This is a genomic window from Streptomyces sp. NPDC093510, assembly GCF_040683555.1.
In the GTDB taxonomy this organism is placed as follows: domain Bacteria; phylum Actinomycetota; class Actinomycetes; order Streptomycetales; family Streptomycetaceae; genus Streptomyces.
Map to the genome: position 1 here is coordinate 59,807 of NZ_JBFBEE010000034.1, position 26,820 is coordinate 86,626.

General features: G+C 71.6%; 22 protein-coding genes and 3 pseudogenes. 11 read left to right on the forward strand and 14 right to left on the reverse strand.

Annotation, left to right across the window (positions count from 1 at the left end):
- Positions 1–62: 62 nt before the first annotated feature.
- Both AB0N81_RS37180 and AB0N81_RS37185 read right to left on the reverse strand, forming a co-directional pair.
- Entirely contained in the window at positions 63–1,934 is a 1,872-nt protein-coding gene (locus AB0N81_RS37180) for a zinc dependent phospholipase C family protein (protein WP_365366456.1), read from the reverse strand.
- Positions 1,935–1,950: 16 nt separating this feature from the next.
- Positions 1,951–2,568: a hypothetical protein gene (locus AB0N81_RS37185; RefSeq protein WP_365366457.1), complete on the reverse strand. Its 618-nt coding sequence runs from the start codon at positions 2,566–2,568 to the stop codon at positions 1,951–1,953.
- Positions 2,569–2,675: 107 nt separating this feature from the next.
- On the opposite strand from AB0N81_RS37185, the pseudogene AB0N81_RS37190 reads away from it, so the two are divergent.
- Both AB0N81_RS37190 and AB0N81_RS37195 read left to right on the forward strand, forming a co-directional pair.
- Positions 2,676–2,820 (forward strand): annotated as a pseudogene (locus tag AB0N81_RS37190) (IS5/IS1182 family transposase); the annotation flags it as partial.
- A gap of 278 nt (positions 2,821–3,098) precedes the next feature.
- Positions 3,099–3,742 (forward strand): annotated as a pseudogene (locus AB0N81_RS37195) (integrase); the annotation flags it as partial.
- A gap of 20 nt (positions 3,743–3,762) precedes the next feature.
- Here the strand turns inward: AB0N81_RS37195 and AB0N81_RS37200 are convergent.
- The 4 genes from AB0N81_RS37200 to AB0N81_RS37215 all read right to left on the reverse strand — a co-directional run bounded on the left by AB0N81_RS37200 (position 3,763) and on the right by AB0N81_RS37215 (position 9,614).
- On the reverse strand, positions 3,763–4,239 hold the full coding sequence (locus AB0N81_RS37200; protein WP_365366459.1) for a winged helix-turn-helix domain-containing protein: 477 nt from the start codon (positions 4,237–4,239) through the stop codon (positions 3,763–3,765).
- A 298-nt stretch (positions 4,240–4,537) separates the two neighbouring features.
- A complete protein-coding gene (locus AB0N81_RS37205; RefSeq protein WP_365366507.1) occupies positions 4,538–6,151 on the reverse strand; it encodes an alpha/beta fold hydrolase in 1,614 nt (537 codons plus the stop codon).
- 2 nt (positions 6,152–6,153) lie between these two features.
- On the reverse strand, positions 6,154–7,236 hold the full coding sequence (locus tag AB0N81_RS37210; RefSeq protein ID WP_365366461.1) for a serine hydrolase domain-containing protein: 1,083 nt from the start codon (positions 7,234–7,236) through the stop codon (positions 6,154–6,156).
- 1,412 nt (positions 7,237–8,648) lie between these two features.
- A complete protein-coding gene (locus AB0N81_RS37215) occupies positions 8,649–9,614 on the reverse strand; it encodes a pirin family protein (RefSeq protein ID WP_365366463.1) in 966 nt (321 codons plus the stop codon).
- Between the two features lie 125 nt (positions 9,615–9,739).
- Here AB0N81_RS37215 and AB0N81_RS37220 point away from each other — a divergent pair, with 125 nt between their 5' ends.
- Together AB0N81_RS37220 and AB0N81_RS37225 are read left to right on the forward strand one after the other, a co-directional pair.
- A complete protein-coding gene (locus AB0N81_RS37220) occupies positions 9,740–10,087 on the forward strand; it encodes a tetratricopeptide repeat protein (RefSeq protein WP_365366465.1) in 348 nt (115 codons plus the stop codon).
- 136 nt (positions 10,088–10,223) lie between these two features.
- Positions 10,224–10,787, forward strand: coding sequence for a dihydrofolate reductase family protein (locus AB0N81_RS37225; RefSeq protein ID WP_365366467.1), 564 nt, complete (start codon positions 10,224–10,226; stop codon positions 10,785–10,787).
- Between the two features lie 136 nt (positions 10,788–10,923).
- Here the strand turns inward: AB0N81_RS37225 and crcB are convergent, their stop codons facing one another.
- The 4 genes from crcB to AB0N81_RS37245 all read right to left on the reverse strand — a co-directional run bounded on the left by crcB (position 10,924) and on the right by AB0N81_RS37245 (position 13,858).
- On the reverse strand, positions 10,924–11,298 hold the full coding sequence (crcB, locus tag AB0N81_RS37230; protein ID WP_365366469.1) for a fluoride efflux transporter CrcB: 375 nt from the start codon (positions 11,296–11,298) through the stop codon (positions 10,924–10,926).
- Positions 11,295–11,732 carry a CrcB family protein gene (locus AB0N81_RS37235; protein WP_365366471.1) on the reverse strand — a complete coding sequence of 146 codons (438 nt, stop codon included), beginning with the start codon at positions 11,730–11,732 and terminating at the stop codon, positions 11,295–11,297. The genes crcB and AB0N81_RS37235 overlap by 4 nt, the downstream gene beginning before the upstream one ends.
- 236 nt (positions 11,733–11,968) lie before the next feature.
- Positions 11,969–13,081: a M20 family metallopeptidase gene (locus AB0N81_RS37240; protein ID WP_365366473.1), complete on the reverse strand. Its 1,113-nt coding sequence runs from the start codon at positions 13,079–13,081 to the stop codon at positions 11,969–11,971.
- Between the two features lie 45 nt (positions 13,082–13,126).
- Positions 13,127–13,858, reverse strand: coding sequence for a PAS domain-containing protein (locus AB0N81_RS37245; protein WP_365366475.1), 732 nt, complete (start codon positions 13,856–13,858; stop codon positions 13,127–13,129).
- A 206-nt stretch (positions 13,859–14,064) separates the two neighbouring features.
- On the opposite strand from AB0N81_RS37245, the gene AB0N81_RS37250 reads away from it, so the two are divergent.
- The gene (locus tag AB0N81_RS37250; RefSeq protein ID WP_365366477.1) at positions 14,065–17,358 is read left to right on the forward strand and encodes a cytochrome P450; all 3,294 of its coding nucleotides are present in this window, start codon (positions 14,065–14,067) and stop codon (positions 17,356–17,358) included.
- Between the two features lie 42 nt (positions 17,359–17,400).
- Here the strand turns inward: AB0N81_RS37250 and AB0N81_RS37255 are convergent, their stop codons facing one another.
- Together AB0N81_RS37255 and AB0N81_RS37260 are read right to left on the reverse strand one after the other, a co-directional pair.
- Complete coding sequence (locus AB0N81_RS37255; RefSeq protein WP_365366480.1) at positions 17,401–17,706, reverse strand: hypothetical protein; 306 nt, start codon at positions 17,704–17,706, stop codon at positions 17,401–17,403.
- Positions 17,707–17,747: 41 nt separating this feature from the next.
- Complete coding sequence (locus AB0N81_RS37260; protein ID WP_365366482.1) at positions 17,748–19,172, reverse strand: NAD(P)/FAD-dependent oxidoreductase; 1,425 nt, start codon at positions 19,170–19,172, stop codon at positions 17,748–17,750.
- Between the two features lie 165 nt (positions 19,173–19,337).
- Between AB0N81_RS37260 and trxA the strand changes: the two genes are divergently transcribed.
- Complete coding sequence (gene trxA, locus AB0N81_RS37265) at positions 19,338–19,721, forward strand: thioredoxin (protein WP_365366484.1); 384 nt, start codon at positions 19,338–19,340, stop codon at positions 19,719–19,721.
- Between the two features lie 33 nt (positions 19,722–19,754).
- On the opposite strand, the gene AB0N81_RS37270 is transcribed toward trxA, so the two are convergent.
- On the reverse strand, positions 19,755–20,789 hold the full coding sequence (locus AB0N81_RS37270) for a LacI family DNA-binding transcriptional regulator (RefSeq protein ID WP_365366485.1): 1,035 nt from the start codon (positions 20,787–20,789) through the stop codon (positions 19,755–19,757).
- Positions 20,790–20,920: 131 nt separating this feature from the next.
- Between AB0N81_RS37270 and AB0N81_RS37275 the strand changes: the two genes are divergently transcribed.
- Positions 20,921–22,360, forward strand: a complete 1,440-nt coding sequence (locus AB0N81_RS37275) for an amidase (RefSeq protein WP_365366487.1) — start codon at positions 20,921–20,923, stop codon at positions 22,358–22,360.
- Positions 22,361–22,417: 57 nt separating this feature from the next.
- Entirely contained in the window at positions 22,418–22,876 is a 459-nt protein-coding gene (locus tag AB0N81_RS37280; RefSeq protein ID WP_365366489.1) for a type II toxin-antitoxin system PemK/MazF family toxin, read from the forward strand.
- On the opposite strand, the gene AB0N81_RS37285 is transcribed toward AB0N81_RS37280, so the two are convergent.
- Positions 22,861–23,697: a TIGR02452 family protein gene (locus AB0N81_RS37285; RefSeq protein ID WP_365366491.1), complete on the reverse strand. Its 837-nt coding sequence runs from the start codon at positions 23,695–23,697 to the stop codon at positions 22,861–22,863. The two genes, AB0N81_RS37280 and AB0N81_RS37285, sit on opposite strands and share 16 nt — an antisense overlap.
- Before the next feature lie 159 nt (positions 23,698–23,856).
- Here AB0N81_RS37285 and egtA point away from each other — a divergent pair, with 159 nt between their 5' ends.
- From egtA to AB0N81_RS37300, 3 genes and pseudogenes are all read left to right on the forward strand, one after another.
- Positions 23,857–25,197, forward strand: a complete 1,341-nt coding sequence (gene egtA, locus AB0N81_RS37290) for an ergothioneine biosynthesis glutamate--cysteine ligase EgtA (protein WP_365366493.1) — start codon at positions 23,857–23,859, stop codon at positions 25,195–25,197.
- On the forward strand, positions 25,194–26,537 hold the full coding sequence (gene egtB, locus AB0N81_RS37295) for an ergothioneine biosynthesis protein EgtB (protein ID WP_365366495.1): 1,344 nt from the start codon (positions 25,194–25,196) through the stop codon (positions 26,535–26,537). The genes egtA and egtB overlap by 4 nt, the downstream gene beginning before the upstream one ends.
- Positions 26,537–26,820, forward strand: a pseudogene (locus AB0N81_RS37300) (class II glutamine amidotransferase); the annotation flags it as partial. The gene egtB and the pseudogene AB0N81_RS37300, both read left to right, overlap by 1 nt.

The following is a 26,820-nucleotide window of genomic DNA, read 5'->3' on the forward strand; positions in this document are numbered from 1 at the left end:
GCGCGAAGTAGCGGCTCGTGCGCGCGGCAGGGCGCTGGCCTGTCAGTCAGCGCGTCCAGCGGTTACTCGGACCACCGGTAAACGACCGGGTCGTCCGAGTTGTGCATGACCGATGTCTCGTGACCCTCCTCCATCTCCCAGTTCCGATGCCCGTAGCCGCGGTCGGCGTCCAGGCCAAGGTCGGGTAGCCCCGTCGTGCCGTCGAAGAGGCGAAGCTGGACCCATGTCGTGAACGGCACTGCAGACCCCAACGGCTCGGCGTGCGACTGGGCCGCGAGGTCGATGCTCTGCTCGGGGCGCTCCAGCGCCCCGAACTCCTGCAGAAGCGCCTCGTTGAGCGGGGTGCCGCTCACCATGGCGTCGACGGGGGTGCCGAAGCCGTACGACGAGGACCACGTCGCCGGCAGCTCAACCTCGGTCGCTGGATACGACTGGAACCCCGCGTTGCTGCTCGCCGCCCGGCGCGGATAGCGTCCGGCCCTGGATTCTTCGACGTGGTGGGGGGCGACGGTGAGGAACGACGCGGCGAGGGGGCTCGAGGCCACCCACTGACGGGTCGGGTAGCTGATGGCGGCCTGGACCATGATCTCGCGGGCCCGCTCGAGGATGTCGTGCAGCGCCAGGTGGACCAAGTAGTAGCCGGCGCGGACGCCGGTCTTGATCGGAGCGGTCAGCGTGCACGCAGCCGCCTCCCAGGCATCGGCTATCAGCTTGGTGCCCCACTCGAGGAGGTCAAGGCCGTACCCCAATGCGTCGGCCATCGCCTCCGCCCAGTCCTCCAGTGCGTCGAGGGAGAAGTCGCAGTTGTCGTCAAACAAGGCGATGCAGACGTCTGGGACGCCTCCCGGCGGCTGTGGTGGGTTCGAGAGTGTGTCCAAGAACTCCTGGATCGCGTCCAAGGCCTCCTCAAACGACTCCGTCGCCGACGGCGGCTCGGGCGGAGGGATGAACGTCGACGTGGAGGCGCGCATGGAAGCCAGCAACAGCCAGAAGGCGGTGTTGAGCTCCTGCTCAGCCAAGAACTCGCTGCTTATCCGCCGGGGGTGCGGGATCGGCGCGGCGAAGGCTGCACGCTTAGAGTCGGCGATCAGCTCGAAGATCTCGCGCATGTCGTCCGGAATGTCGTTTACCCGGTCGATGAGGGCGAGCAGCGACGGTTCGTCCTCGACGTCCTGCCCGTGAGGGAGGCGCAGATGGACCTTGGCACCGGAAACTTCCTCGCCCAGGAGCTGGTCGTACAGGTGAGTGTCGATCATGTTTTCGGCGAAATGGTGACGCTGGAGACGTGCGCGAGCCGGGCTGCCCACGACCGTGTTGACGAACTGGTGGCCGAAGAAGTCGCCAGCGTAGTGAGAGGCGTAGCCGAGTACGTAGGCGCGCTGCGCATCGGACTCGGCCCGCGACCACATCTCCTGCAGCATCGCTGCGGTGCGGCGGTTGTGAAGCGTGTCGAACCAGAACCAGTTCTCGACCCGGTCGCCCTCTTGAATGGGCGGAGTCATGAGGTCGAAGACATTGACCGCCTTGACGAGCATCGCTCCCAGTCCCTGCTGCGCGATGGCTTTGACCCGAGCGCTGACCTGCTCTCTCTCGGCATCGAGTTGCCCGACGAGGCCACATGTGGCCTCGTCCAGAACCTGCTCCACACCTTCTTCGATGCTCTCCACCAGGTCGACGATCGGCCGGACGTACTTCTCGTACAGATCGACGATCGGTCCGACGATCTCGTCGTAGAGGGTAGCCACGATGCGGACCAGCTCCAGGGACGCATCCCCGAAGTCAGGGGCGAAGAAGCACAGGTCGGGGCCGATCGCGCCGAGATGGTAGACCTCGGGGTGGTCGACGATGATCCGGCGCAACTGCTGTTGACCGGCATCGGCCAGCGATTCGGTCGCCAGGTCGGCGATGAGGAGATGGCTAGGGATTCCTGGCATGGGCAGCTCCGAGCACTCAGCCCGCGCAGTCGTGCAGGCAGACGAGTTTGACGTGGTGCGGGGGCTGTTGCGGTGTCGGCAGCGTGATGTCCGCGCGCGGGTCGTGCATGACGTCGAAGCTGCGCAGGACGAAACACCAGGACCAAATCCCGCTCTGGGAACCCGAACTGGCCGGAACGGCAGGGGTGGTGACGTCGATGTCCACGGACCGACGCAGGGCCACCGGCGGCAGAGGGGTGTACGAGCGGCCGACCGACCGGCTGGGGGCACCGACGGCGGAGGTGTCGATGAGGGACTCCGGAAACCGTGAGGGACCCGAGAGCTGCGATCGCACCACGGTGCCGGGACCCAGCAGCTCGCCGCGCCGTCCCCGTCGCCAGAAGAACCCGAAGACACCACTGTCCCAGACATAGACGGCGCCGCTCCGGAGCGGAAAGACCACGATCTCAGCAGCGACGAACCCGGAGAGTGCCGTCGACAGTCCGTTGTTGGTCACGGTCGCCCGCAGCGGACCGCCCGCGGACACGGCCTGGGTGACATCCTCGAAGGCCCCCGGCAACGTGAGGCTCAGAGCCGCGACGAGATCACCGCGCTTCCCTCGAGCGCGCGCCGCGATTCGCGTCTCCTCGGGCATGGGAACTCCCAACCTCGGTCTCAGCAGGCTAGACCTCAGAGACTCCGACAGACAAGGAGCCTGCTATAGCGTGTTACACGAGGCTGCGGGCAGGGCATCTCCGTTGCATGGCTGGCGTGTTGAGGGCTGAACGCGTGTGGGTGGAGACGTTTACCGGGCTGAGGATGACGCAGTTGCACGCCTGTTGAAGGTGGTGCGGGAGCGGGGCGGCAACGGCACCTTGCGGGGCCGGCCACGTCGCTGCCGCTGGCCGGGCGGGCACCTCAGCGGATCGAGACCATCGAACGCGTCGAGGTCACCGCCGACGCGGCTGAGAAGACCATCACCCGGAAAACCTGTGACGGGCGTACCCCGGCTCACATCCGGAAATCGAACGATTCCTTCACGGAGGGTGACGGCTCCCCGTGATCGCTGCCAGAGCCGAGTTGCGAGAGCGTCTGTTACCCGGCGCCAAGAGCAGTGCGCCTGCCGAGAATGTCATCCATGCAGCTCAGGAGCCTGGTCGGGGTGGTGTGGCAGGATGAGCACTCGTGCTGCTTCGTCTCGCCTACCTGACCGTCACCAACATGTTCGCCGCGCTGCGGCTGCTACCAATAAGCGACCGCTGCAAGCATGCCGAGATCCTCGCCCTGTCCATCAACTCACCGCCCTGGAACGGCAGCTCGGGGCAGACCGGATCAAGCTCACTGCGGAAGACCGGGCGTTCCCTGCCGCTCTGCTGGCACCACTCCCCCGTCAGGTTCTGCGACGGCTCCGGTTACTGGTCCGGCCCGACACCGTGCTGCGCTGGCACCGCGACCTGATCAAATGGCACCACGCCCGCACGTGCCGACCGAAGAAGCCCGGACGACTGCCCACGGTCCATTCGATCCGCAGACTGCTCCTGCGTCTGGTCCATGAGAATCCCTCGTAGGGCTATCGCAGGGTGCACGGCGAACTCACCACGCTCGGCATCAAGGTCGCCGCCTCCACCGTCTGGGAGATCCTCACCTCCGAGGGCATAGATCCGGCGCCCGACCGGGCCGCCACCACCTGGGCCGATTTCCTACGCTCGCAGGCCAACGCCCCGATGGCCTGCGACTTCATCGAGACGGTGACTTTGACCGGCCAGCGTCAGTACATCCTCGCCGTCATCGAACACGCCACCCGGCGCATCCGGATCCTCGGCACCACAACCCTGTGGGTGCCCGAAACTCAGCTATCCCTGCTGACCTCCACCCAGCCGGTGATCGCCTCATCGTCGCGCTCGACGGCTCGTCTGGCGGGAACCTGGCACGAGAAGCCATGGCGGATCAGTAGTTTCCGCACGCCCTGGACGGTGTAGCTCTTGTGGAACCGACGGCCGATCACGGTCTTCACCCGGGCCAGGGTCCACCGCTGATCCGGCCATCCATGCGCCATCGGCCCCCGGGTCAACTCGGCCTCCAACACGGCGAACTGTGCCTCGCTCAGTCGCGGCGGCGAAGCCGAGCCGGCCGAGCGCAGGGCTCGCGCACCGGCCTTGCACCAGGCCCGACGCCAGCGTTGCACCGACCGGACGCTGACCCGTAAATCCTTCGCGATCACCGAGCTCGGCTCGCCAGCGGCGAACTGCTCGGCTGCCACCAGCCGCAGGCCCTCGCGGAACTCTCGCCGTTCATCCGTCAGCCCGCCGCCCTGCGCATACCTCATGACAACGGCGTACCGCGAGGATCAAGCCCTGTCAGTAGCTACGACACCGCGAGTTGAAGGTCAGTAGTTCGGAGAAAGGTCAGTAGTTCGGAGAAGCGTGCACGCGGGGCAATCCGCCGTGACGCAGATGCTCGTGGCCGCCGTCTCCTGGTCTCCGTCGTGCACGCGCCGTCGGTGGAGGACGGCCACGCTCCATCGCTCCAGTGTGTCGGCCTGCGGGTTCCGGTAGGACGCAGACGAGGGGCCGCGGCCGGGGGAGGATGCCCAGCCGCGCCCTTCTTCTGGCCTGCCCGGTTGGCTAGTCGGCCTGCTTGACGCAGGTCTCGTCCTTCTTCGGCAGCTTGCCCGTGGCCAGGTAGGTGTTGACCTTGTTGTCCACGCAGTCGTTGCCGTAGAGCCCGTAGAGGGCGTGTCGGTTGGCGCCCCTGAGGGTGAGCAGCCTGGAGCTCGGCAGCTGCTTGTGCAGGTCGAGGCTGCTGCGGTAGGTGGTGCGGGGGTCGCCGGTGGCGGCGACGATCAGCATCTTGGCGTCGCGGCGCACCTGGGTGGGCTGCTCACGGGGCGCATCCAGAAAGGCGCAGGTGCTGATGTTGTTGGCCACCGGGCCCATGATCGGGTGCTCGGCACGGCTGCGCTGGATGTCCTTCCAGTACGTTTCAGGGTCGCGAGGGGCCGGCTTGTCGCCGCAGATGATCGTGGCCTGCACGCCGGAGTTCGGCGACCCGCCGGTCAGGGCGGACTTCAGCGCGGCGGCGAACTCGGGCGACAGTTCGGTGGGCTGTCCCTTCGCCGCCTTGGCAAGTACGGAGACCTGCTCGGCGAACGAGGCCCGCGCTTCGGGGGTGTCGTCCGAGTTCCCCGCGATGAAGAGGAACGGCACCTGGGTGTCGTCGAGTTGAAAGGTACTGGCGCCCGTACCGACGGACAGCGGGCCGCGCGCGGACGCCGCGACGATGCGGTCGAGGGTGGCGAGCACTGAGGCGCGGGTGCTGCCGAGGCCGTAGGTGGCGTGGCGCTTCGCGGCCCAGGCGGCCCAGTCGGAGAGAGCACGCTCGTTCTCGCGCTCGGAGCCCTTCAGCAGCCGGGGGCCGTAGTCGGCCGGGGCGATCGCCCCGTCGAGGACGAAGCGGTCGTACTTGCCGGGAAACATCTGGGTGTAGACGGTGCCGAGGTAACTGCCGTACGAGTAGCCCAGGTAGGAGATCTTGCGTTCTCCGAGCGCGCCCCTGATGACGTCCATGTCGCGGGCCGTGTTGCGGGTGCTGACGTGCGGCAGGACGGAGCCGCTGGTGGCGCGGCACTTGTCGGCCAGGCCCTTCTTGAAGGCGACCTGGCGCTCGAAACTCGCCCGGCTGAGACCGGCCGAGCGGATGTCGGTGTCGACGGGCCAGCGGCAGTCCAGTGGGGTGCTGCGGCCCACGAAGCGCGGGTCGAAGCCGATGATGTCGTAGCGCGGTCCGGTCTTCTTCATCATTTCGCGCACGTCCGGCGGGGACTGGACGGCGGGACCGCCAGGGCCGCCGTTGTTGAGCAGGATCGAGCCGATGCGGTGGCGGGTGTCGGTGGCCTTGAGCCGGGATATCGCGACGGTGATCGTACGGCCCCGGGGGTCGGCGTAGTCCAGCGGTACGAGTATGTCGGCGCACTGCACACCGGCCTTGTCCAGGTCGCGGCCCATCGCGTCGTCGGGGCCCTTGGCGCAACTGCCCCAGCCCGGACGCTGGTTGTAGTAGCGGTCGAGGCCGGTCCCGGTGCTGCTCTTGGCCGTGGCCGTGGCCGTGGTCGTGGTCGTGGCCGTGCTGGTACTCACGGCCGTGCTCGTGGCCGTGGCCAGGGCGGGAGTCGCGGTGAGGGCGGCGGTGAGGGCGAGGCACGCGGCCGAAGCGCGGCGTACGGTGGTGGTGGTGAGCATGGTCACGCGGTCTTCTCCTGGAACGGGTGGGTGCGGTCGGTGGGGCAGAAGGCGCCGTCCACGACGGCGCGGAAGTCGGCCTCGGCCTTGTCGGTGCCGGGGACCTGGTTGAGGGCGATGGCGATGCTGCGGCCGCCGGGCCCGCTCGCACCGAGCGCGCGGTGTCCGCCGGGCACGGTCCCACCGTGTCCCCACCACGTGCCGCCGCACTTCAGTGGCGACGAGACCAGGCCAAGACCGTAGCGGGCGCCGAGCCACAGCCGGTCGGGGTCGGCGGGCACGGTGCGCTTCATCTCGGCGAGCCAGCGGGCGGGCACCAGCTTCCCGCCGAACAGCCCCTGGTAGAACCGGTTCACATCGGCCGGGCTGGAGACCAGGGCACCGCCCGCACCGCCGAAGGTCACGTTCCACTCGGTACCGTCGACCTGCCGGCCCGAGCCGCCCGGATCGGGGAAGTAACTGCGCGAGTGCGCGCCCCGGACGCGAGTGGCATCGCCCGGCCAGTACGTGTCGCGCAGGCCAAGCGGCCCCAGGATCCGCCGCGAGACCTCCGCCTCGATGCCGCGCCCGCTCACCTTCTCGACGATGAGCCCGGCGACGAGGGTGTTGGTGGTCGCGTAGTGCCACTTCTTGGCCGGGCGCTCCATCGTGAGCGCGGTCGCGATCAGCTCACGCGGCTCGAAGTGGCGGTAGCGCCAATCGTTCACGGGTCTGTCGGCGATGGCCTCGACGTAGTCGGGAAGGCCACTGGTGTGCTGGAGCAGCTGCCGAACGGTGATCTTCCGCCCGTCGTAGCCGTTGCCCCGGATCAGCCCCGGCAGATACCGCTCGACCGGAGCGTCCAGCTCGATCCGGCCCTCGGCGGCCAGTTGCACCACCACCGTCACGGTGAACGTCTTGGTGACACTGCCGATGCGCAGTCGGTCGTCGGCGTTCATCGGGCGCCCGGTGTCCCGGTCGGCGACGCCCCGCGCGGCCTTCCAGCGGCCGCACTCGGGGTCGGCCACCTCGGCTGCCGCACCCGCGATCCCGTGCCGGGTGACGAGGGTGTCCAGGGATGCCGTGAGCGCTCCACGTGCCGCCACGTCGCACCCGGCGGGCGCGCTGGGCCCGGGCACCGCAGCCGGGGCGATAGAAACGTTCGAGGCGTTCGCGCTGGGAACGGCGACCGCCAACACAGCCGATGCCGCGGCCAAAGCCACCGCGTACCGGTTCGGCCGGGCTGTTCTGATGAGGGATTTCTCTGCTCTGAGGCGTGTATGTGTCACACCGTCAGACGCTAGAGTCCGAGCCGCCTCTACTCACTACAGCCCGCACCCCGATCCCCCAAGGAGCCACCCATACCCACGGGGTGGGGTGATCCCCCCAACGGGACGGAGCCGTCGGCCTCATGAACTGGTCCTCGCCCGCGTAGGTGGCGCCCAGTGGCGCCGGTGGCGTGTCGTCCTCGGTGAGCGTCAGGCCACTGCCGGACATGCTGCGGTCGATGACCAAGCGGCAGGTGCGATCGGAATCGGCGGGGATGACGACCTGCTCGGAGATCTCCATGCCTTGACCGCAACGCGGCCGAGTGACAGGACGACCGCAACAGCGCGCGCAAACAAGCGGCGCGTTCAAAGTCCAGGTTCACGACGCCCGACGCGATGGACTGACCTGGCCAGGGCGGCGCCGGGATGGTCCGATCACGCTTGGAGCGACAGGCCACCCTCGCCGCCCCCACATTCGCCCGCTGCCCTGCCGACCAAGCCGCCAGAAGCACCTCAGGTGTCACCGGCGTGACTCCAACCCCGCGAACGCTCCGGGGCCACAAGAATCCGCCTACGCAAACGACATCGTTTCGGACCACGTGGACGTCAGAAGACGGCTCCGCCTACCTGTGCTATGTCGTACCGCAGGAGTCGCACCTCAGCGCCACAAACCACGCCCCAAGACCCGGACCAGGCGCGGACCAACTCGGCCCAGCAGCAGACGATTCCCGCCTTGGCCGCAGGTCAGAGGCAATGGTGGGCGTGTACCACCAGCAGACGAAGAATCTGCTGGTACTCCGTACGCGCGGATCACCACGCTGTTCAGTGCCCCAATTCCCCAAAACCACGGCATCGAGCGTAAGTCCACGCCGCTCGCCGCGAGAATGGCCGTCGGCCGGACGAATATGCATTCATTGGTGCCTCCGTCACCCCCGGGAGGCACGCTGCGGCCCGTCTGGGTGTGACCCATAAGCGAGCCTTCTCGCGTAAGGCCGCAGACCACCCTTCGTCGGGCATGAACGGGGCCCAGCCCGCGGCGCCGTCATGGGTCGTGGACAAGCCCCCCTCTACCAGTCAGCACCAGACGGCCAGCAAGCGAAGCGATGCCGCTACCACCGCTCGAAGCATGGGCGGTACCTGTCCGCCAACACCAGCACACAGTCAAGGGCCTTCCGGCACACCCGCCGCGAGCGATCACGACCTCTCCCGAGAGACCTCCCGCCCGCCTGCGCCAGACGCAAAACCCCAGTTCAGCGCACCCGACCCCGCGGCTTCAGCGGCACGTTCGGCAGTTCGGGGGCGGGGAGTGGGTCCCCCGCGTATCCCTTCACGACGCCGAAGCGGTCGCCGGCCATCCAGTCCTCGCGGGCCCGCGCGATGTCCTCGTGCGTGCGGCCCACGAAGTTCCACCACATGACCAACTCCTCCTCGAACGGCTCTCCGCCCAGGAGCATCAGGGACGCGTCGGACTCCGCGCGCAGCGGGAGTTCAGTGCGGCCGCAGCCCAGGTAGAGCATCGAGCCGGGGAGTACGGGCACTCCGTCGACGTGAGTCTCGCCGGACATGGAGAGGACGGCGTACTCGAAGTCCGGTTCCAGGGGGAGGCGTGCGTCCGCGCCGCGGGAGAGCGTGAGGTCCGCGCCGACCAGCGGCGTGTACGTCGTGCCGGGGGAGGTCGCGCCGTCCAGGGTGCCCAGGAGGAGCGTCGCGTCCAGGCCCGGCGCGGTGATCCGCGGCAGATCCGCGTGGTGCTCGAAGCGCGGGGCCGTGTGCCGGTCGCTGTCGGGCAGGGCCACCCACAGCTGCGCGCCGTGCAGGAAGCGGGCGTGTGACTTCGGGCTCTCCTCGGAGTGGGAGATGGCCCGGCCCGAGGTCATCAGGCCCAGCTCGCGGGGGCGGATCGCCTGGAGGCTGCCGGTGGAGTCGCGGTGCAGCACCTCCCCGTCGTGCAGCCAGCTGACCGTCTGCAGGCCCATGTGCGGGTGGGGCGGTACCTGCATGCCGGGTTCGTCGGCGATGTCGTCGGGGCCGTAGTGATCGACGAAGCACCAGGCGCCGACCATGCGGCGTCCGAGGTTGGGCAGCAGACGACGGACCTCGGTGGACTCGCCGAGCCTGACCCGGCGAGGGCTGAGAAGTTCCCGTACCGGTTCCGCGACGACGAACCCGCGGCCGCCGCACGGGGACGGGACTGGCTCGCGATCAAGATTGCTCATGCCGCCAACCTAGGGCCTGTGCCGTGGAGCAGGGCGCATCAGGGTGGCACCCGCCTTCGGGCACGGTCAGGGTCGTGGAATATTCAACTACCTCGTGCCGTTGCAGCCCCCGAAGGAGGCAGACAGTGGACATGACCTATTACGACCACGGGACGGCGGCGGAGCGCTGGGAGCGTGCGCGGCTGTTCTTTGACGCCAAGGAGTACGCGACGGCCGCGCGCGTCCTCGACGCCCTGGCCGACGAGGTGCCCGAGCAGGTCGCCCCGCGTCTGCTGCTCGCCCGCGCCTACTACCACTCGGCGCAACTGGTGCGTGCGGAGGCAGAGTTGCGCAAGGTTCTCGAACTCGACCCGGTCGAGAGCTACGCCCGGCTCATGCTGGGCCGCACACTGGAGCGGCAGAACCGCCCGGACGACGCGGCGCCCCATCTGCGCATGGCCGCCGCGCTGAACGGGGACTTCGCGCAGATGTGAGGCCGGCTTCACGCGGCTGTGGGGCCGGCCCATCCCCCGCGCCGTCGACGCGCCCCGCCCGGCTCCGGGCAGGGCCGCCGTATCGTCGCGGGCGAGGCCGGGCACGGCAGCGATCACGACGACGGCGAGGACCGCGATGCGAAAGATCATCTGGGCGATGTCGATGTCCCTGGACGGCTTCATGGAGGGGCCCCGTCGCGAGCTCGACTGGCATCTGGTCGACGACGAGCTGCACCGTCACTTCAATGAACAGGCGGCGGCCATGGGCGCGTTCCTGGACGGCCGGGTCAGCTGGGAGCTCATGGCCGAGTACTGGCCTGCCGCCGACGCGGACCCGGCTGCCACCGAGCCGGTGCGGGAGTTCGCCCGCATCTGGCGCGACATGACCAAGTACGTGTTCTCACGGACGCTGGAGCGGGCCGGCTGGAACACCACGATCCTGCGCGACGTGGTGCCGGCGGAGATCCGGGCGCTCAAGGAGACGGCGGGCGGGGACCTCGCCGTCGGCGGGGCCGATCTCGCCGCCTCCTTCCTGCGCCTGGGGCTGATCGACGAGATCCACGTCTACGTCCACCCGGTCGTGATCGGCCGGGGCAAAGCCATGTTCCAGGCGTCGGACGTCACGGCCGACCTCCGGCTCACCATGACGCGCACGTTCGGCAACGGCGTCGTACTGCTCCGCTACGAGCTCACGAACTAGCCGGCTGGGAGTACGTCGACTCCGTGCCCGGCGGCGCGGCGGCGCCCTGGAAGTGGGCGGCCGAGGTTGAGTCGGCGCTCAAGCGCTGAGGTCGCCCCGCGAGCCGCCCCGCCCATCCACCACGCCAGGCGGAGGCTCACCCCCACAGGGCCTCGGCGCCGGCCACTCCCACGAAGGCCGCGCCGAGGCCCGCGACGACGCTCCCCAGCGCGTTGGCCGCCGCCTGGAACCGCGCTCCGCCCTCGGCGAGCCGCAGTGTCTCGTACGAGAAGGTCGAGTACGTCGTCAGTGCCCCGCACAGGCCGGTGCCGAGGAGGAGCTGGGCGTGTGACGACGCGGCGCCCGCCGTGACCGCGCCGGTGAGAAGCCCGAGGATCAGGCAGCCCGCTACGTTGACGGTGAAGGTGCCCCACGGGAAGGCGGTGCCGTGCCTGGCCTGCACGGCGCGGTCGGTCAGATAGCGCAGGGGGGCACCGACCATCCCGCCGACGAGGACGAGCAGCCAGGTCATGCCCGCCTCCCCCGCACCGCACGACGTGCCGCCACGCGACGTGCCACCGCGCGGCGCGTCGCCCACGTCGCGCTCCCCACGGCCGCGAGCGCCACGACCAGGGTCAGGGCGAGACAGGCGAGGCCCATGCGGGCGTGGCCGACGCTCATCAGGCGCTCGATGTCGACCGCGTACGTGGAGAACGTGGTGAAGCCGCCGAGGACGCCCGTGCCGAGGAAGGGCCGCACCAGGGGCTGAACGGTCCACGCCTCCGTGACCAGCACCATGAGGACGCCGATCGCCGCGCACCCCGCGGCGTTCACCAGGAGGGTTGTCCAGGGAAATCCGTCAGGGGCGGTCGGCCACCACAGGGACGCCGCGTACCGGGCCACCGCGCCGATGCCGCCACCGGCGGCCACCACGGCGACGACCTTCCACTCGTGACGCGTCACCATTCCTCCTACTCGCCGTCGCCCATGCGCGGGCGCACTCGTTCGCAAGTAGGGACCGTTGGCGGCGTGCTGTCGCCGCGGTTCGGGTACGGCGAGCCCCACCGCCGCGCGGCGTCCCCGGACCGGGCCGGGGAAGATCACCGCTCTTCCCAGACTAACCGGCGCGCCCGGCCGCCGCGCCACCGGTTCCGGGGAGCCCCCGGCCCGGCGGCGCGGAAGGCGTGAGAGAGGGGCCCGAATCAGCGCTGCGCGGCGGCGTCGCGGATGGCGCGCACCAAGCCGGTGACGAGGTGCGCCCGCTCGGGCATCGCGTCGACCACCACGTACTCGTGGTCGGCGTGTGCGCCGCCCCCGACCGCGCCGAGGCCGTCGAGCGTCGGCACGCCGATCGCGGCCGTGAAGTTGCCGTCGCTCCCGCCGCCGACCGCCTTGGCCTCGACGCCGGGGAGCAGGCGCTGCGCCATCGCGAAGAGCCCGGCCGCCGCCGACTCGGGCATGGGAGGACGGCCCACGGAACCCCGGACCGTGATCTCGGCGCCTTCGAGATGCGGCGTCAGGGCGGCGAACGCGGATTCGACGCGTTCCTTCTCCTCCGGCGACTCGACCCGGACGTCGACGACGACGGTGGCCTGCGCGGGCACGACGTTGTCGAGGGTGCCCGCGGACGCGACGGTCGGGGTGACGGTCGTGCCGATGCCGGGGCGGCCGAGCGCCGCGATGTCCAGGACCTGGTGTGCCGCTTCGACCAGTGCGTTGATCCCGGCCTCGGGTTCGAGGCCCGCGTGCGACGCGCGGCCCGTGACGGAGACTTCGAACGGGCCGCAGCCCTTGCGGCCCGTCTTCAGCGCGCCGCCGTCGGCTGCGCCCTCGAACACGAGGACCGCTCCGCAGGCGCGGGCTCGTTCCTCGATGAGGGCGCGGGAGGAGCCGGAGCCGACCTCTTCGTCGGCGGTCACCAGGATCTCGACGCCGGACCGGTCGTCGAGCGCCGCGAGTCCGTGCACGGCCTGCACCAGACCGCCCAGCATGTCGAAGACCCCGGGGCCGGTCGCGTGTCCGTTCTCGACCTTGAACGGGCGGCGTCCGAGGGTGCCGAGCGGGAAGACCGTGTCGTGGTGGCCGAGGATGAGCACGCGGGGGTCGCCGCCGGCCGACCAGTGGACGTGCGGGCCCGCGTCACTCGCGAGGAGGGCGGCCCGCCCGCCGAGCCGGCGCTCGATGACCGCGGCGACGGTTTTCGCCGACTCCGTCAAGGCGGCGAGGTCGCGCGACGGCGATTCGACTTCGACAAGGGTCCTGAGGTCCTCGATCATCGCGTCGACACTCACGTCGACCGCTCCGCGGATCGTCACGCGGCAAGAGTACTCGGGCCTGTCAGGAACCCGTCACGGCGGCGCTCAGGGCCCGTCCCCGCCGGTGCCGCCGAGGCGTCCGGCAGGGCCCGCCACCTTCGGCGGCCACGCCTCCGCGTCCAGGAGTCCGAGTACGTACGCCCGGGCCACCAGCGCCGTCCGGTTGGGGACCCGCAGCCTGCGGCAGAGCCGTGTCAGGTGGTAGTTGACGCCGTCGACGCCGATCCCGACCGCGCGTGCCACCACCGATGTCGTGGCGCCGCCCGCGACCAGGCGCAGGATGCGGGCCTCCTGTGCGCTCAGCGCCGGGTGGGCGAGATCATCCTCCCCGCCGCTGTCGTCACGGGCCGCCGCTCCGGGCTCCGGTGCCTCCGTCCGCTCCTCGGCGAGGCGCAGCGTCACCAGCAGGGGCGGGGTGTCCTCCAGCGGGTCGGTGACCGGTTCGACGGTGACCTGTCCGTGGCGGGCCGTGCCCCGTGCCGTCCAGCTCACCTCGACCGGGTAGCGGGACCTCCGGCCGGAGCGCATGGCCTCGTCGAGCTTGCGGAGCTGCTGTCTGTTGGTCGGGGTGAGCAGGTCGAGCAGGAGCCGGTTCGCCACCCGGCCCGGCTGGAGGCCCAGGGCCGTCGCGAAGGCGGGGTTGGCCACGGAGACGAGCCCGCCCGTGCTGGCGATGGCGGTCGGCACGGGGGAACGGTCGAGCAGGGTGAGGAACCGGCCGCGCCAGACGGCCGCGTCCGCCTCCTTGCCCGCCACCCGCTTCTTGTCCGTGTTCATCTGCGCATCGCCAGGTTTGTTCACATCACTCACGTCCGCCACTTCGCACTTTGTCGCGCGCCGCGCAAGCGACAGCGCGGAAAAGACCCCTACAAGATTATGTAGTTCTCGCGCTGGGCCGCCGCCCGGGGGAGGCCACGGTGGATGCGGCGCCCCGCGTTCCGGGCGCTCAACTCCCCTGCGTCCATGGGAAGAGGCACTGCCCGATGAGCGAAGAACACCCCGTCGAGGTCTGCGGTCTCCGGGACTACCCGGACCTCGTGCTGCCCACCGTCGATGTGACGGCGGCCGGGGCGACCAGCACCCCGGTCCAGCAGTCCGTGGAGCTCGCGCGGCGGCACGGCCCTCTCTACGTCCGCCGGTACCACGGCCGCGAGACCGTCTGGGTCAGCTCCCTGGAGCTGGTCGAGGAACTGTCCGACGAGACACGGTTCTCCAAGGGGGTCGGTCCTGCCCTGCAGAACGTCCGCGGCATCGCCGGTGACGGCCTGTTCACGGCGTACGACGAGGAACCCAACTGGGCCAAGGCCCACGACATCCTGCTCCCCGCCTTCGCCATGAACTCGATGCGGACGTACCACCCGCACATGCTGCGCGTGGCCCGGCGCCTCATCGCCTCCTGGGACGGCCGGTTCGCGCCGGGCGCGGCCGAGTCCGCGCCGGTGGAGGTGTCGGAGGACATGACCAGGATGACGCTGGACACCATCGGCCTGTCCGGCTTCGGCTATGACTTCGAGTCGTTCGGCCGCACCGATCCGCACCCCTTCGTGGCGGCGCTCGTCCGGGGCCTGGCGCACAGTCAGGCGAAGCTGGCGCGGGACCCCTCGGGCGACTACGCCGCCGACGACGCGGCGTTCGAGGCCGATGCCGCCTTCCTGGCCCGGGTCGTGGACGAGGTCATCGAGACCCGCAAGGCGTCGGGCGACACCTCCGCCGACGACCTGCTCGGACTGATGCTCAACTCCCCGCACCCCGACAGCGGGGAGACCCTGGACGAGGCGAACATCCGCAACCAGGTCATCACGTTCCTCATCGCCGGCCACGAGACGACCTCGGGCACGCTCGCGTTCGCCCTCCATCACCTGATGAAGAACCCCGCGGTCCTGCACCTCGCGCAGGCCGAAGTGGACGCCCTGTGGGGCGACGAGCCTGATCCCGAGCCGACGTACGAGGACATGGGCAAGCTGCGCTACGTACGCCAGGTGCTCAACGAAGCGCTGCGGCTGTGGCCCACCGCGCCCGCGTTCCAGCGCCGGGCCCGGGTCGACACCGTCATCGGCGGACGCCATCCGATCGAGGCGGGTCAGTATCTGGTGGTGCTCACCCCGATGCTGCACAGGGACCCGGTCTGGGGCGACAACGTCGAGGAGTTCGACCCCGACCGCTTCGCCCCCGGGACCGAGGCGGCCCGTTCCCCGCACGCGTACAAGCCGTTCGGGACGGGTGAACGCGCCTGCATCGGGCGGCAGTTCGCGCTGCACGAGGCGACGATGCTGCTCGGCATGCTCGTGCACCGCTACCGGTTCCTCGACCGCGCCGACTACCGCCTGAAGGTCAAGGAAACCCTCACCCTCAAGCCCGACGGCTTCACGATGACGCTGGCCGCGCGTACGCCGGAGGACCGTGAGCGCCGCGCCGGTCCCGGTGCCGGTGCCGATCTCGGTCCCGGTCCCGGTCTCGGTCTCGGTCTCGGTCTCGGTTCGGGAGCCGTGGAGAGGGCCACCGACCGGGCGGAGGACGGCCTGCCCACCCGGGCCGTGCCGGGCACCGCCCTGACACTGCTGCACGGCTCCAACTTCGGTACCTGCCGCGGATACGCCGAGCAGCTCGGCGAGCTCGCCGCCGACCTCGGCTTCGACGTGCGCGTCGCCCCGCTCGACGAGGCCGCGGGCGCACTGCCCGCCGACTCCCCCGTGGTGATCGTCGCCGCCTCCTACAACGGCCGGCCCACCGATGACGCGGGCGCGTTCGTCTCCTGGCTGACCCGTGCCGCGCCGGACGCCGCCGACGGCGTGCGGTACGCGGTCCTCGGTGTCGGCGACCGCAACTGGGCGGCGACCTACCAGCAGGTGCCCACCCTCATCGACGACGGCCTCGCGGCCTCGGGCGCGACCCGCCTCCTGGAGCGCGCCGAGGCGGATGCCTCCGGGGACCTCGCCGGATCCGTGCACCGCTTCACCTCGGCACTGCGCCACACCCTGCTGCGCCGGTACGGGGACCCCGAGAGCGTCGGGGCCACCGCCGACACGGCGCCTCCGGCCAGGGCCTACGACGTCGTGGAGGTCTCCGGCGGGCCGCTGGACGCGCTGGACGCCCGGCACGGCACCGTACCGATGACCGTGACGGACACCTCCGACCTCGCCGACCTCACACACTCGCTCGCCCGCCCCAAGCGGTTCCTGCGCGTGGCGCTGCCCGACGGCGTCACCTACCGCACCGCCGACCACCTGTCCGTACTGCCGGTCAACGACCCCCGGGTGGTGGAACGCGCGGCGGCACTGTTCGGCGTCGACCTCGATGCGGTCCTCGACATCCGGGCGCACCGGCCGGGCCGCTCGACCCTGCCGCTGGACCGCCCCGTCAGCGCCCGGGAACTCCTCAGCCGTCACGTCGAGTTGGGCGACGCCCCGACCACCGCGCACGCCGCCCTGCTCGCCGAGCACAACCCGTGCCCGCCCGAGCGTGCCGCTCTCGCGCAACTGGCGGTGGACCCGGCGCTGTTGGCCGCGCGGCAGGGAAGCCTCCTCGACCTGGTCGAGGACCACCCGGCACTGCGCGGCCGACTCCCCTGGCCCGTCCTGCTCGAACTGCTGCCCGCGATGCGCCCCCGCCACTACTCGATCTCGTCCTCGCCCGCCGCAGCGCCGGGCCACGCCGACCTGATGGTCTCGCTCCTGTCGGCGCCGGACCGCTCCGGCCGCGGAACGTTCCGCGGCACCGGTTCCGCGTACCTCCACGGTGTGCGGCCCGGCGACGTCGTCCACGCACGCGTGCAGCCCTGCCGCGACGCTTTCCGCGTCCCCGCCGACGCGACGACGCCGGTCATCATGATCGGCGCGGGCACGGGCCTCGCCCCGTTCCGCGGAGCGATCGCCGACCGCCTGAAACTCCTGCGGGGCGGCTCCCACCTCGCCCCGGCCTTGTGCTACTTCGGCTGCGACCACCCCGACGTCGACTATCTGCACCGGGCGGAGCTGGAGGCCGCGGAGCGCGCGGGAGCGGTGTCGATGCGTCCGACGTACTCGCGGGCCCCCGAAGGTGAACTCCTCTTCGTCCAGCACCGGATCGCGGCCGAGGCCGAGGAGATCTGGCACCTCCTCGGGTCCGGGGCGCGGGTGTACGTCTGCGGCGACGGGGCCCGCATGGCGCCGGGCGTCCGCGAGGCCTTCCAGCAGGTGCGGATGAAGCACGCCGGAGGCGACGCCTCGGAGGCGGAGGCGTGGTGGCGGGAGCTGGTGGCCGAGGGACGGTATGTGGAGGACGTCTATGTGAGCGCCTGAGGGGTGAAGGGGGCCGGGTGGCATCCGCCCGGCCCCCTTCGCTCAGCCCTCCGCGTCCGGTGACTCCGTCAGGGACCACTCGCCGACGGGGCTGAATCCCAGAGCGGAGTCGTCGGGCGAGATGGACACCGACCCGGGAAAGGACGGACCGGCCCGGGTCTCGGCGACGAGCTCGGCGTCGAAGCGCTGGCCATCCGTGTCGACCAGCACCGCACTGTTGCCGGGAGAGTCCTTGCACGGGGCCTTGCCCGTGTTCTCCAACCGGATCCCCGTCAGGGACAGGGGCGATCCGATACCGGGCTTGGCGGCCGGTGCTGTCGGACCGCAGACGGCGGCCGCCCACAGCAAGACCCTCCCTCTGGCCGCCGCGAACCGCCCGGCTCAGGCTCTCAGCCCCGGTACGTCTCCAGCAGGCGCAGCCACACCTCGCTGATCGTCGGGTACGCGGGTACCGCGTGCCACAGGCGGTTCAGGGGGATCTCGCCGGCCACCGCCATCGTCGCCGAGTGGATGAGTTCGCCGACGCCGGGGCCGACGAAGGTGACGCCGAGGAGGACCTCGCGGTCGAGGTCGACGATCATGCGGGCGCGGCCGCGGTAGCCGTCGGCGTAGAGGCCGGCGCCCGCGACGCCGGACATGTCGTAGTCGACGGCGCGGACGCGGTGGCCCGCGGCTTCCGCCTCCGCGAGGGTCAGGCCCGCCGATGCGGCCTCGGGGTCGGTGAAGACGACCTGTGGGACGGCGGCGTGGTCGGCGGTGGCGGAGTGGGCGCCCCAGCGGTCGGTCTCCAGGAGCGGGACCCCTTGGGCGCGGGCGGCGATGGCGGCGCCCGCGATACGGGCCTGGTACTTGCCCTGGTGGGTGAGGAGCGCGCGGTGGTTCGCGTCGCCGACCGCGTACAGCCAGTCGCTGCCCTCGACGCGCAGGCTCTCGTCGACCGGCAGCCACGACCCGGGCTCCAGACCGACGGTCTCCAGGCCGATGTCGTCCGTGCGCGGGGCGCGGCCCGTGGCGAAGAGGATCTCGTCCGCCTGGAGCGTCGAGCCGTCGTCCAGGGTCGCCGTCACCGTGCCGTTCTCGCGCTTCACCGCGGTGACGGAGACGCCGGAGCGGACCTCGGCGCCCGCCTCCGTGAGGGCCTCCTGGACCAGCTCGCCCGCGAACGGCTCCATGCGGGGCAGCAGCCCGCCGCCCCGCACCAGCACCGTCACCTTCGATCCGAGCGCCTGCCAGGCGGTGGCCATCTCCACGGCGACGACGCCGCCGCCCACCACCAGGAGGCGGCCGGGCACGTGGTCGGCGGCGGTGGCCTCACGGCTGGTCCAGGGTTTGACCGACTTGATGTCGGCGAGGTCCGGCAGGGCCGCGCGGGTGCCGGTGCAGACGGCCACGGCATGACGGGCCCGGAGCCTGTGCTGCGTGCCGTCCGTGCCGGTGACCGTGACCTCGCGGGGACCCGCGATGCGGCCGTGGCCGCGGTAGAGGTCGACGCCGATGCCGTTCAGCCAGCCGACCTGGCCGTCGTCCTTCCAGTGCGAGGTGTAGTCGTCGCGGTGCGCGAGGACCGCGGGTACGTCCAGGGGGCCCTGCGCGGCCTGGCGCAGGCCGGGGACGCGACGGGCGTCGGCGCGGGCGATCACGGGGCGCAGCAGGGCCTTGCTGGGCATGCACGCCCAGTAGGAGCATTCGCCCCCGACCAGTTCGCTCTCCACGATCGCGGCGCCGAGACCGGCGGCGCGAACCCGGTCCGCCACGTTCTCCCCCACGGGACCTGCACCGATGACTACTACGTCGTACGTGATGGCATCCGTCATGAGGACAGTCTGTCGGCAGGTGTGCGCCGTGGCCACACGGGTACGCGCGCGGAACACGCCCATGCACGCACGGCACCGTCCGCGCGTGCGGCAGGCGGAATACGTTCGCACCATCGGCCGTTGTGCACAGCGGCTGCGCCCGACAGCAGGAAGTAGGGAAACACCATGAGCAGCGCGACAGTGGAGCTCACCAAGGACAACTTCGACCAGACGGTCACGGACAACGGATTCGTTCTGATCGATTTCTGGGCTGACTGGTGCGGGCCGTGCAAGCAGTTCGCCCCTGTCTACGAGAAGGCCGCCGAGGCCAATCCCGACCTGGTCTTCGCCAAGGTCGACACGGAGGCCCAGCCCGAGCTGGCCCAGGCCTTCGACATCCAGTCCATTCCGACGCTGATGATCGTCCGCGACCAGGTGGCGGTGTTCGCCCAGCCCGGCGCGCTGCCCGAGGCCGCCCTGACGGACGTCATCGGCCAGGCCAGGAACCTGGACATGGACGAGGTGCGCCGACAGGTCGCCGAGGAGCAGGGCAAGCAGCAGGGGCAGTGAGCTGTGACGAGTAGGCGGTACGGGCGGTAGCCGTCAGCTGGACTCGCGGTGCACGACGTCTGCCCCGAGCACGTCGTGCACCTCGGGTTCCGCGCCCGGGTCGCGCACCACTCGGTCGACGAACTCGGCGAGGTCGCGGCCCGAGGGCAACTCGATGCGGACGGTGCTGAGCCGGGGCCGCAGCAGCCTGCCGAGCATCAGGTCGTCGGAGCCGAGCACGGCGGTCTCGTCCGGGACGGTGATGCCTTCGTCCTGGAGGGCGCGCATCAGGAGCATCGCGTACTCGTCGTTGTAGGCGAAGACGGCGTCGATCCCCAGCGTGCGCCAGCGTGCCGCGAGTCGGGCCGCGGACTCCTCGTCGTACGCGAGGGGCAGCTCGGTGACCGACACGTCGGTGGTGCGCGCGCTCTCCACCGCCTGGCGGACCCCTTCGATGCGGGGCTGTGTGAAGTGTTCCAGGCCCTCTTCCTCGGGGACGACGACGCCGATGCGGCGCCGCCCGCGGGCGAGGAAGTGCAGGGCCGCGGCCTCGCCGACCCTGCGGCCGTCCATGAGCAAGGCGTGCGCGCCCTCGACGCGGTGGGGTCCGAGCGTGAAGACGGCTTTGGCGCCGGACCGCTTGAGGACCGTCACACCGCGCGGGTTGAGCGCGGAGGCATCGGGCGCGAGGACGGCCACGGGACGCAGCTCCGCCCAGGCGCGGGCGGCGTCCTCGCCGGTCAGGCCGAGGCTCGCGTACTGCACGACGGTGTAGTCGAACCGGCTGAGCGCCCATTGCAGTTCGTTGAAGAACCGGCTGAAGAGCGGGCCCATCGGGATCTCCGCCGTGGGCATGAGGACCATGCGGCTGTGTCCGGCGCGGAGGCTGCGGGCGGCGGCGTGCGGGACGTATCCGAGCTCCCTGGCCGCGGCGTGGACGCGGCGGCGCGTGGGTTCGCTGATGCGGACGGCACTGGTGTTGTTGAGGACGTACGAGACGGTCGCGCGGGAGACCCCGGCCAGGCGGGCGACGTCGGCGCTCGTCGGCACGGAGCGCTGCGTGGGCTGCTGCTTCGGTATCTGCACCATGACACCGGCATCCTTGCAGACGGGCTCCGGGGGGCCTGAGGCGGGCGGCGGAACAGCCGTCCGCTCATTCCGTGTTGGGCTACTCGCCGGTTAACGTTCGGGCACCCGTCGTCGAGCGAAGGTGCCCCCACATGACTGCCGACCGTGCCGACCGCGCCGAGGGGCTGGCGCGCACCGCCCGTGCGCTGGCCGAGGGAGAGGTGACCTCGCGCGTGCTGACCGAGCGGACGCTCGCGCGGATCGAGGCGTCGCAGCCCGCGCTCAACGCCTTCAAGCTGGTGCGGGCGGAGGCCGCGCTCGCCGAGGCGGACGCCGCCGACCGGGAGCTGGCGGCGGGCGGCGCGTCCTCGCGGCGGCCGCTGCTGGGGGTGCCGCTGGCCGTGAAGGACGACATGGACATCGCGGGCGAGCCGACCGCGTTCGGGTGCAGGGGCGACTTCGTACCGAGGACGGCGGACTCGGAGGCCGTACGCCGTCTCCGGGCGGCCGGGGCCGTGCTCGTCGGCAAGACCAACACGTGTGAGCTCGGGCAGTGGCCTTTCACGGAGGGGCCCGGCTTCGGGGACACCCGCAATCCGTGGAACACCGCTCATACGCCCGGGGGTTCGTCGGGCGGCTCGGCGGCCGCGGTCGCGGCGGGCCTCGTCCCCGCGGCACTGGGCTCGGACGGCGCGGGCTCGGTGCGGATACCCGCGGCCTGGACCCATCTGGTCGGCATCAAACCGCAGCGCGGACGCATATCGACGTGGCCGTGGCCCGAGGCGTTCCAGGGCATCACCGTCAACGGGCCGCTGGCCAGGACCGTCGCGGACGCCGCGCTGCTCCTCGACGCGGCGAGCGGCAGCCACGAGGGCGATCTGCACCGGCCGCCCGCCGTGCGGGCCGCCGAGGCCGCGACCCGTGATCCGGGGCGGCTGCGGATCGCCCTGTCGCTGCGCATGCCGTTCACGGCGACGCCCAAGCACCTGCATCCGGTCGTGCGGGAGCGGGTGGTGGCCCTCGCGGACCGTCTCGCCGCCCTCGGGCACGACGTGGCGGAGGCCGACCCCCGGTACGGGCAGATCGGTCTCGCGTTCGTGCCGCGTGCCACGGCGGGCATCGCGGAGTGGACACGGCAGGTGCCGGACGTCGCCCTCCTCGACCGGCGCACGCGCGAGGCGGCCCGCATGGGGCGGCTGCTGGGCGGCGCCCCGCTGCGCCTCGCGCGCCGCGCCGAGACCGCGCTGCACCGCCGGGTGGGCGCCGTCTTCTCGTCGTACGACGTGGTGATCGCCCCGACGACGGCCGCTCCCCCGCCGCGCGTCGGCACGCTTGCCACGCTGAGCGGCTGGCGGACCGACCGGGCGATGATCGCCGCCTGCCCCTACGCATGGCCGTGGAACGTGCTGGGCTGGCCGGGCGTCAACGTGCCCGCGGGACGCACCCCGGGCGGCCTGCCGGTCGGCGCGCAACTGCTCGGGCCCGCGGGCAGCGAGCCGCTCCTGATCTCGCTGGCCGCGCAGTTGGAGGCCGACCGGCGCTGGTACGAGGAGTGGCCGGCGCCGGTCCCCGATGCGGCGCCCGCCTCCTGACGGTGTCGCGGCGGCCCGCTCGGCGCGCTGGTCCGGGCAGGTTCTACGGTGATCCGTGTGACTGCCTTCACCGATGACCCGCACCTGTCCGACTCGCCCGGCCGTTCGGGCGCCACCGCGACCGCCGAGGCCGATCCGCGCGCCCTGGGCCGGGTCCACACGGAGTACGCGCCGGACCGCGACGGCGATCCCGACCCGGGTGAGATCGTCTGGACGTGGGTGCCGTACGAGGAGAACGACGGGCGCGGCAAGGACCGGCCGGTCCTCGTGGTCGCCCGCGAGGATTCGGGGACGCTGCTCGCCGTGCAGTTGTCGAGCAAGCGGCACGACGGCGAACGGGGCAGGGTGCCGATCGGCAGCGGTCCGTGGGACCGCGAGGGGCGTGACTCCTGGGTGGACATCGAACGGGTGTTGCGGGTGCACGAGCGCGGGATGCGCCGTGAGGCGTGTGCGCTCGACCGCATGCGGTTCAACCTCGTCGTGCTCCGTCTGAAGGAGCGTTACGGCTGGCGCTGAGCCCGCGCGAACTCCGTCTCGAAGGCGCCGCGTGTCACCGCGCCCTTCGTGCGGTCGAGAATGCCGAACACCACGTGCGTGAACCGGCCCTCGAACCGGCCGCCTCCGCCGAGAAGGGCCCGGAAGGCGCCCGCGACCTGCGCGGGGTCGTTCATGAACACCCCGCAGCCCCAGGCGCCGAGGACCAGGCGGCGGTATCCGCACGCGGCGGCCGTCTCCAGGACGCGCTCGGCGCGGACGGACAGGGCGTGCGGGATGCCGGCCGCGCGCTCGGGTGCCCGGCGGCGGATCACCCCGGCGTTCGGCGCCGCGGAGGTGAGGAAGCCGACGGTGTACGCCTCGTCCAGCAGCCGTCCGCGGTCGTCGCGGAAGACGGGGACTCCGGGCGAGTGGATCACGCGGTCGCTGTAGAAGGGGTCGCGGTCGGCGCGGTGGTGGGCGTAGAAGGCGGGCACTTCGAGCAGGCAGGTGTGGAGCGCGGAGGCACGGCACAGCGCTTCCTCCTGTGCCTGGGCGCCGTTCAGATAGCCGCCGCCCGGATTGCGTGCCGAGGAGAAGTTCAGCACGGCCACCGAGGAGTCGTCAGCGGCGGTAAGTCTGCGGGCCGCCTCCAGGCTGCTCTCCCCCGTGACCTCGAAGAAGGTGCTGCCGGGTGCGTGGGGCGGCACGTCCACCGGCTCCGGTCCGAACATGCGTGTGCCGGCCCGGGCCGCCGCCACCGCGTCGGCGAGGGCCACCTCGCGTCCGCCCGGTGTGACGTACGCTCCCGCCGCGACGATCCGTTCGGTCTCCTGCGCCTGTCCGCGCAGCCGGGCGCTCATGCCCGCGCCCCCGTGTCGTTCATGAACGCATGGTGAGCCGCGTGCGTCGGACGGCGCAACAGAAATATCCCGGTGCGGGAACGGCCTGGGGGGCACTCTTGTGCGAACGCCCTTGAGGGTTTTGGGTGGGACGGGCACTCTCGGACGGAAGGATCCCGCATGCTTGAGGGAGACTGTACGAAGCACCGCGCACAGCGCCACACGAAGGCGCGTGACACGGTGTCGGAAGCCGAGGTGGAAGCGCTGGTCCGCGGCATCTGCTTCAAGACCGGCCCACCTCGCACCATCGGCGTCGAGCTGGAATGGCTCGTCCACGAACCGGGCCTGCCCCACCTGCCCGTGCCCGTCGCCCGCCTCGAAGCGGCCTACGCCGCACTGCGGGCCCTGCCCCTGCACTCGTCCGTCACCGTCGAACCCGGCGGCCAGCTTGAGCTCAGCTCGCTGCCCGCCGCCTCGCTGACGGAGTGCATCTCGGCCATGCAGGCCGATCTCGCCGTCGTACACGACGCGTTACGCCCCCATCGCCTCACCCTCAGCGGAGTCGGCGCCGACCCGTGGCGGCCGCCGTCGCGGATTTTGCGCGAACCCCGCTACGACGCGCTGGAGTCCTGCCTGGACCGCGGGGGCCCGGCCGGGCGCCGCATGATGTGCTCCACGGCGTCCGTGCAGATCTGCCTCGACGCCGGCTACGAGGAGCCCGGCCCGCTCGGCTACGCGCGACGCTGGCGCCTGGCCCACCTGCTCGGTCCCGTCCTGGTCGCCGCGTTCGCCAACTCGCCGCTGCAGGACGGCCGCCCCACCGGCTGGCGTTCGACGCGGCAGGCCGTGTGGGCGGGCATCGAGCCCGGCCGATCCGGCGCGCCCCCGCTCGACGGCGAGCCGCGCGAGGCCTGGACCCGGCACGCCCTGGACGCGCCGGTCATGTGTGTGACGCGAGAGCCGGGTGAGGGCCCCTGGAGCGTCCCTGAGGGGATGAGCTTCCGTGCCTGGGCCCGCAGCGGCGCACCGCGCAGACCCACCCGCGAGGATCTCGTCTACCACCTGACCACGCTGTTCCCGCCGGTCCGCCCGCGCGGCCACCTGGAGCTGCGGATGGTCGACGCGCAGCCCGGCGAGGACGGCTGGATCGTGCCGCTCGCCGTGACGAGCGCGCTCTTCGACGACCCGGAGGCGGCCGAGACCGCCTACCGCGCCGTGAAGCCGCTGGCCGAGCGGTACGGGCCGCAGGGCTCGCCCGCCGCCCCGCACAATCCGCTCTGGCTGGACGCGGCGCGCCACGGCCCTGCCGACCCCGAACTCCGCGAGGCCGCCGTCGTCTGCTTCGCCACCGCCCTCGACGCACTGCCCCGCCTCGGCGCGCCCGCGGCCGTGCGGGACGCCGTCGCGACGTACGCCGCGCAGTACGTCGCGCGGGGCCGCTGCCCGGCCGACGACCTGCTGGACGGCCTGCGCGACGGCCGCCGACCCCATGACACACCCGGGAAGGACTCCCGCCGATGACAGGCCCCACCGCCGACCCCGAAGCCCTGCGGGAGCGCGCGCTCGCCGCGCTCCTGGCCGCCAGGGACCGCACGAACCTCCTCACCAGCTGCGTGGAGGACGACCAGCTCACCGCGCAGCACTCGCCGTTGATGTCGCCTCTCGTCTGGGACCTCGCGCACATCGGCAACCAGGAAGAGCAGTGGCTGCTGCGCGCGGTCGCGGGCCGTGACCCCATGCGGCCCGAGATCGACCCGCTGTACGACGCCTTCGAGCACCCCCGCGCCGAGCGCCGCAGCCTTCCGCTGCTGGCGCCCGCCGAGGCGCGCGGGTACGCGGCCGAGGTGCGGGGCCGCGCGCTGGACGTGTTGGAGAAGACGCCTTTTCGCGGCACCCCGCTCACCGACGCGGGCTTCGCGTTCGGGATGATCGCGCAGCACGAGCAGCAGCACGACGAGACGATGCTGATCACACATCAGCTGCGGTCGGGCCCGACGGCCCTCACCGCGCCGCCACCGCCCGCCGGAGAGCCCTTCACCGGGCCCGCCGAAGTCCTCGTGCCCGGCGGCCCGTTCACGATGGGCACCTCCACCGAACCGTGGGCCCTGGACAACGAACGCCCGGCGCACCGCCGACTGGTCCCGCCGTTCCACATCGACACGACTCCGGTGACGAACGCCGCCTACCAGCGTTTCATCGAGGACGGCGGCTACGAGACGATGGCCTGGTGGGACCCGGCCGGCTGGGCGATGGTCCGCCAGAACGGTCTTCGAGCGCCACTGTTCTGGCGGCGCGAGGGAGGCGAGTGGCTGCGGCGGCACTTCGGGACGGTCGAGCCGGTGCCCGCCGACGAGCCGGTGCTGCACGTCAGTTGGTACGAGGCGGACGCCTACGCGCGCTGGGCGGGTCGCCGGCTGCCCAGCGAGGTGGAGTGGGAGAAGGCGGCCCGGCACGATCCGGTGACCGACCGGTCGATGCGCTACCCGTGGGGCGACGCGGACCCCACGCCCGAGCGGGCCAACCTGGGGCAACGGCATCTGCGGCCCGCCCCCGCCGGAAGTTACGCGGCGGGTGAATCACCGCTCGGCGTACGGCAGTTGATCGGCGACGTGTGGGAGTGGACGTCCAGCGGCTTCCTGCCCTACCCGGGCTTCTCCGCCTTCCCCTACCGGGAGTACTCGGACGTCTTCTTCGGCGGCGACTACAAGGTGCTGCGGGGCGGCGCCTTCTCCGTCGACGCGGTGGCCTGCCGCGGCACATTCCGCAACTGGGACCATCCGGTGCGACGGCAGATCTTCTCCGGCTTCCGCACGGCACGGGACGCAGGGCCCGCCGACACGTCCGACCCGAGGCCCGCCTGATGTGCCGTCACCTCGCTTTCCTCGGCCCGCCACAGCCGCTGGGAAGCCTCCTCGTGACGCCCGCGCACAGCCTGTTCCGCCAGTCGTGGGCACCCCGGATGCAGCGCTACGGCACCGTCAACGCCGACGGGTTCGGGGTGGGCTGGTACGCCGAAGGCGACCCCGCGCCCGCGCGCTACCGCCGGGCAGGACCCATCTGGGGCGACGCGTCGTTCGCCGATCTGGCCCGGGTCGTGCGCTCCGGCGCGCTGCTCGGCACGGTCGCGTCGCGCACCGCGCCGAG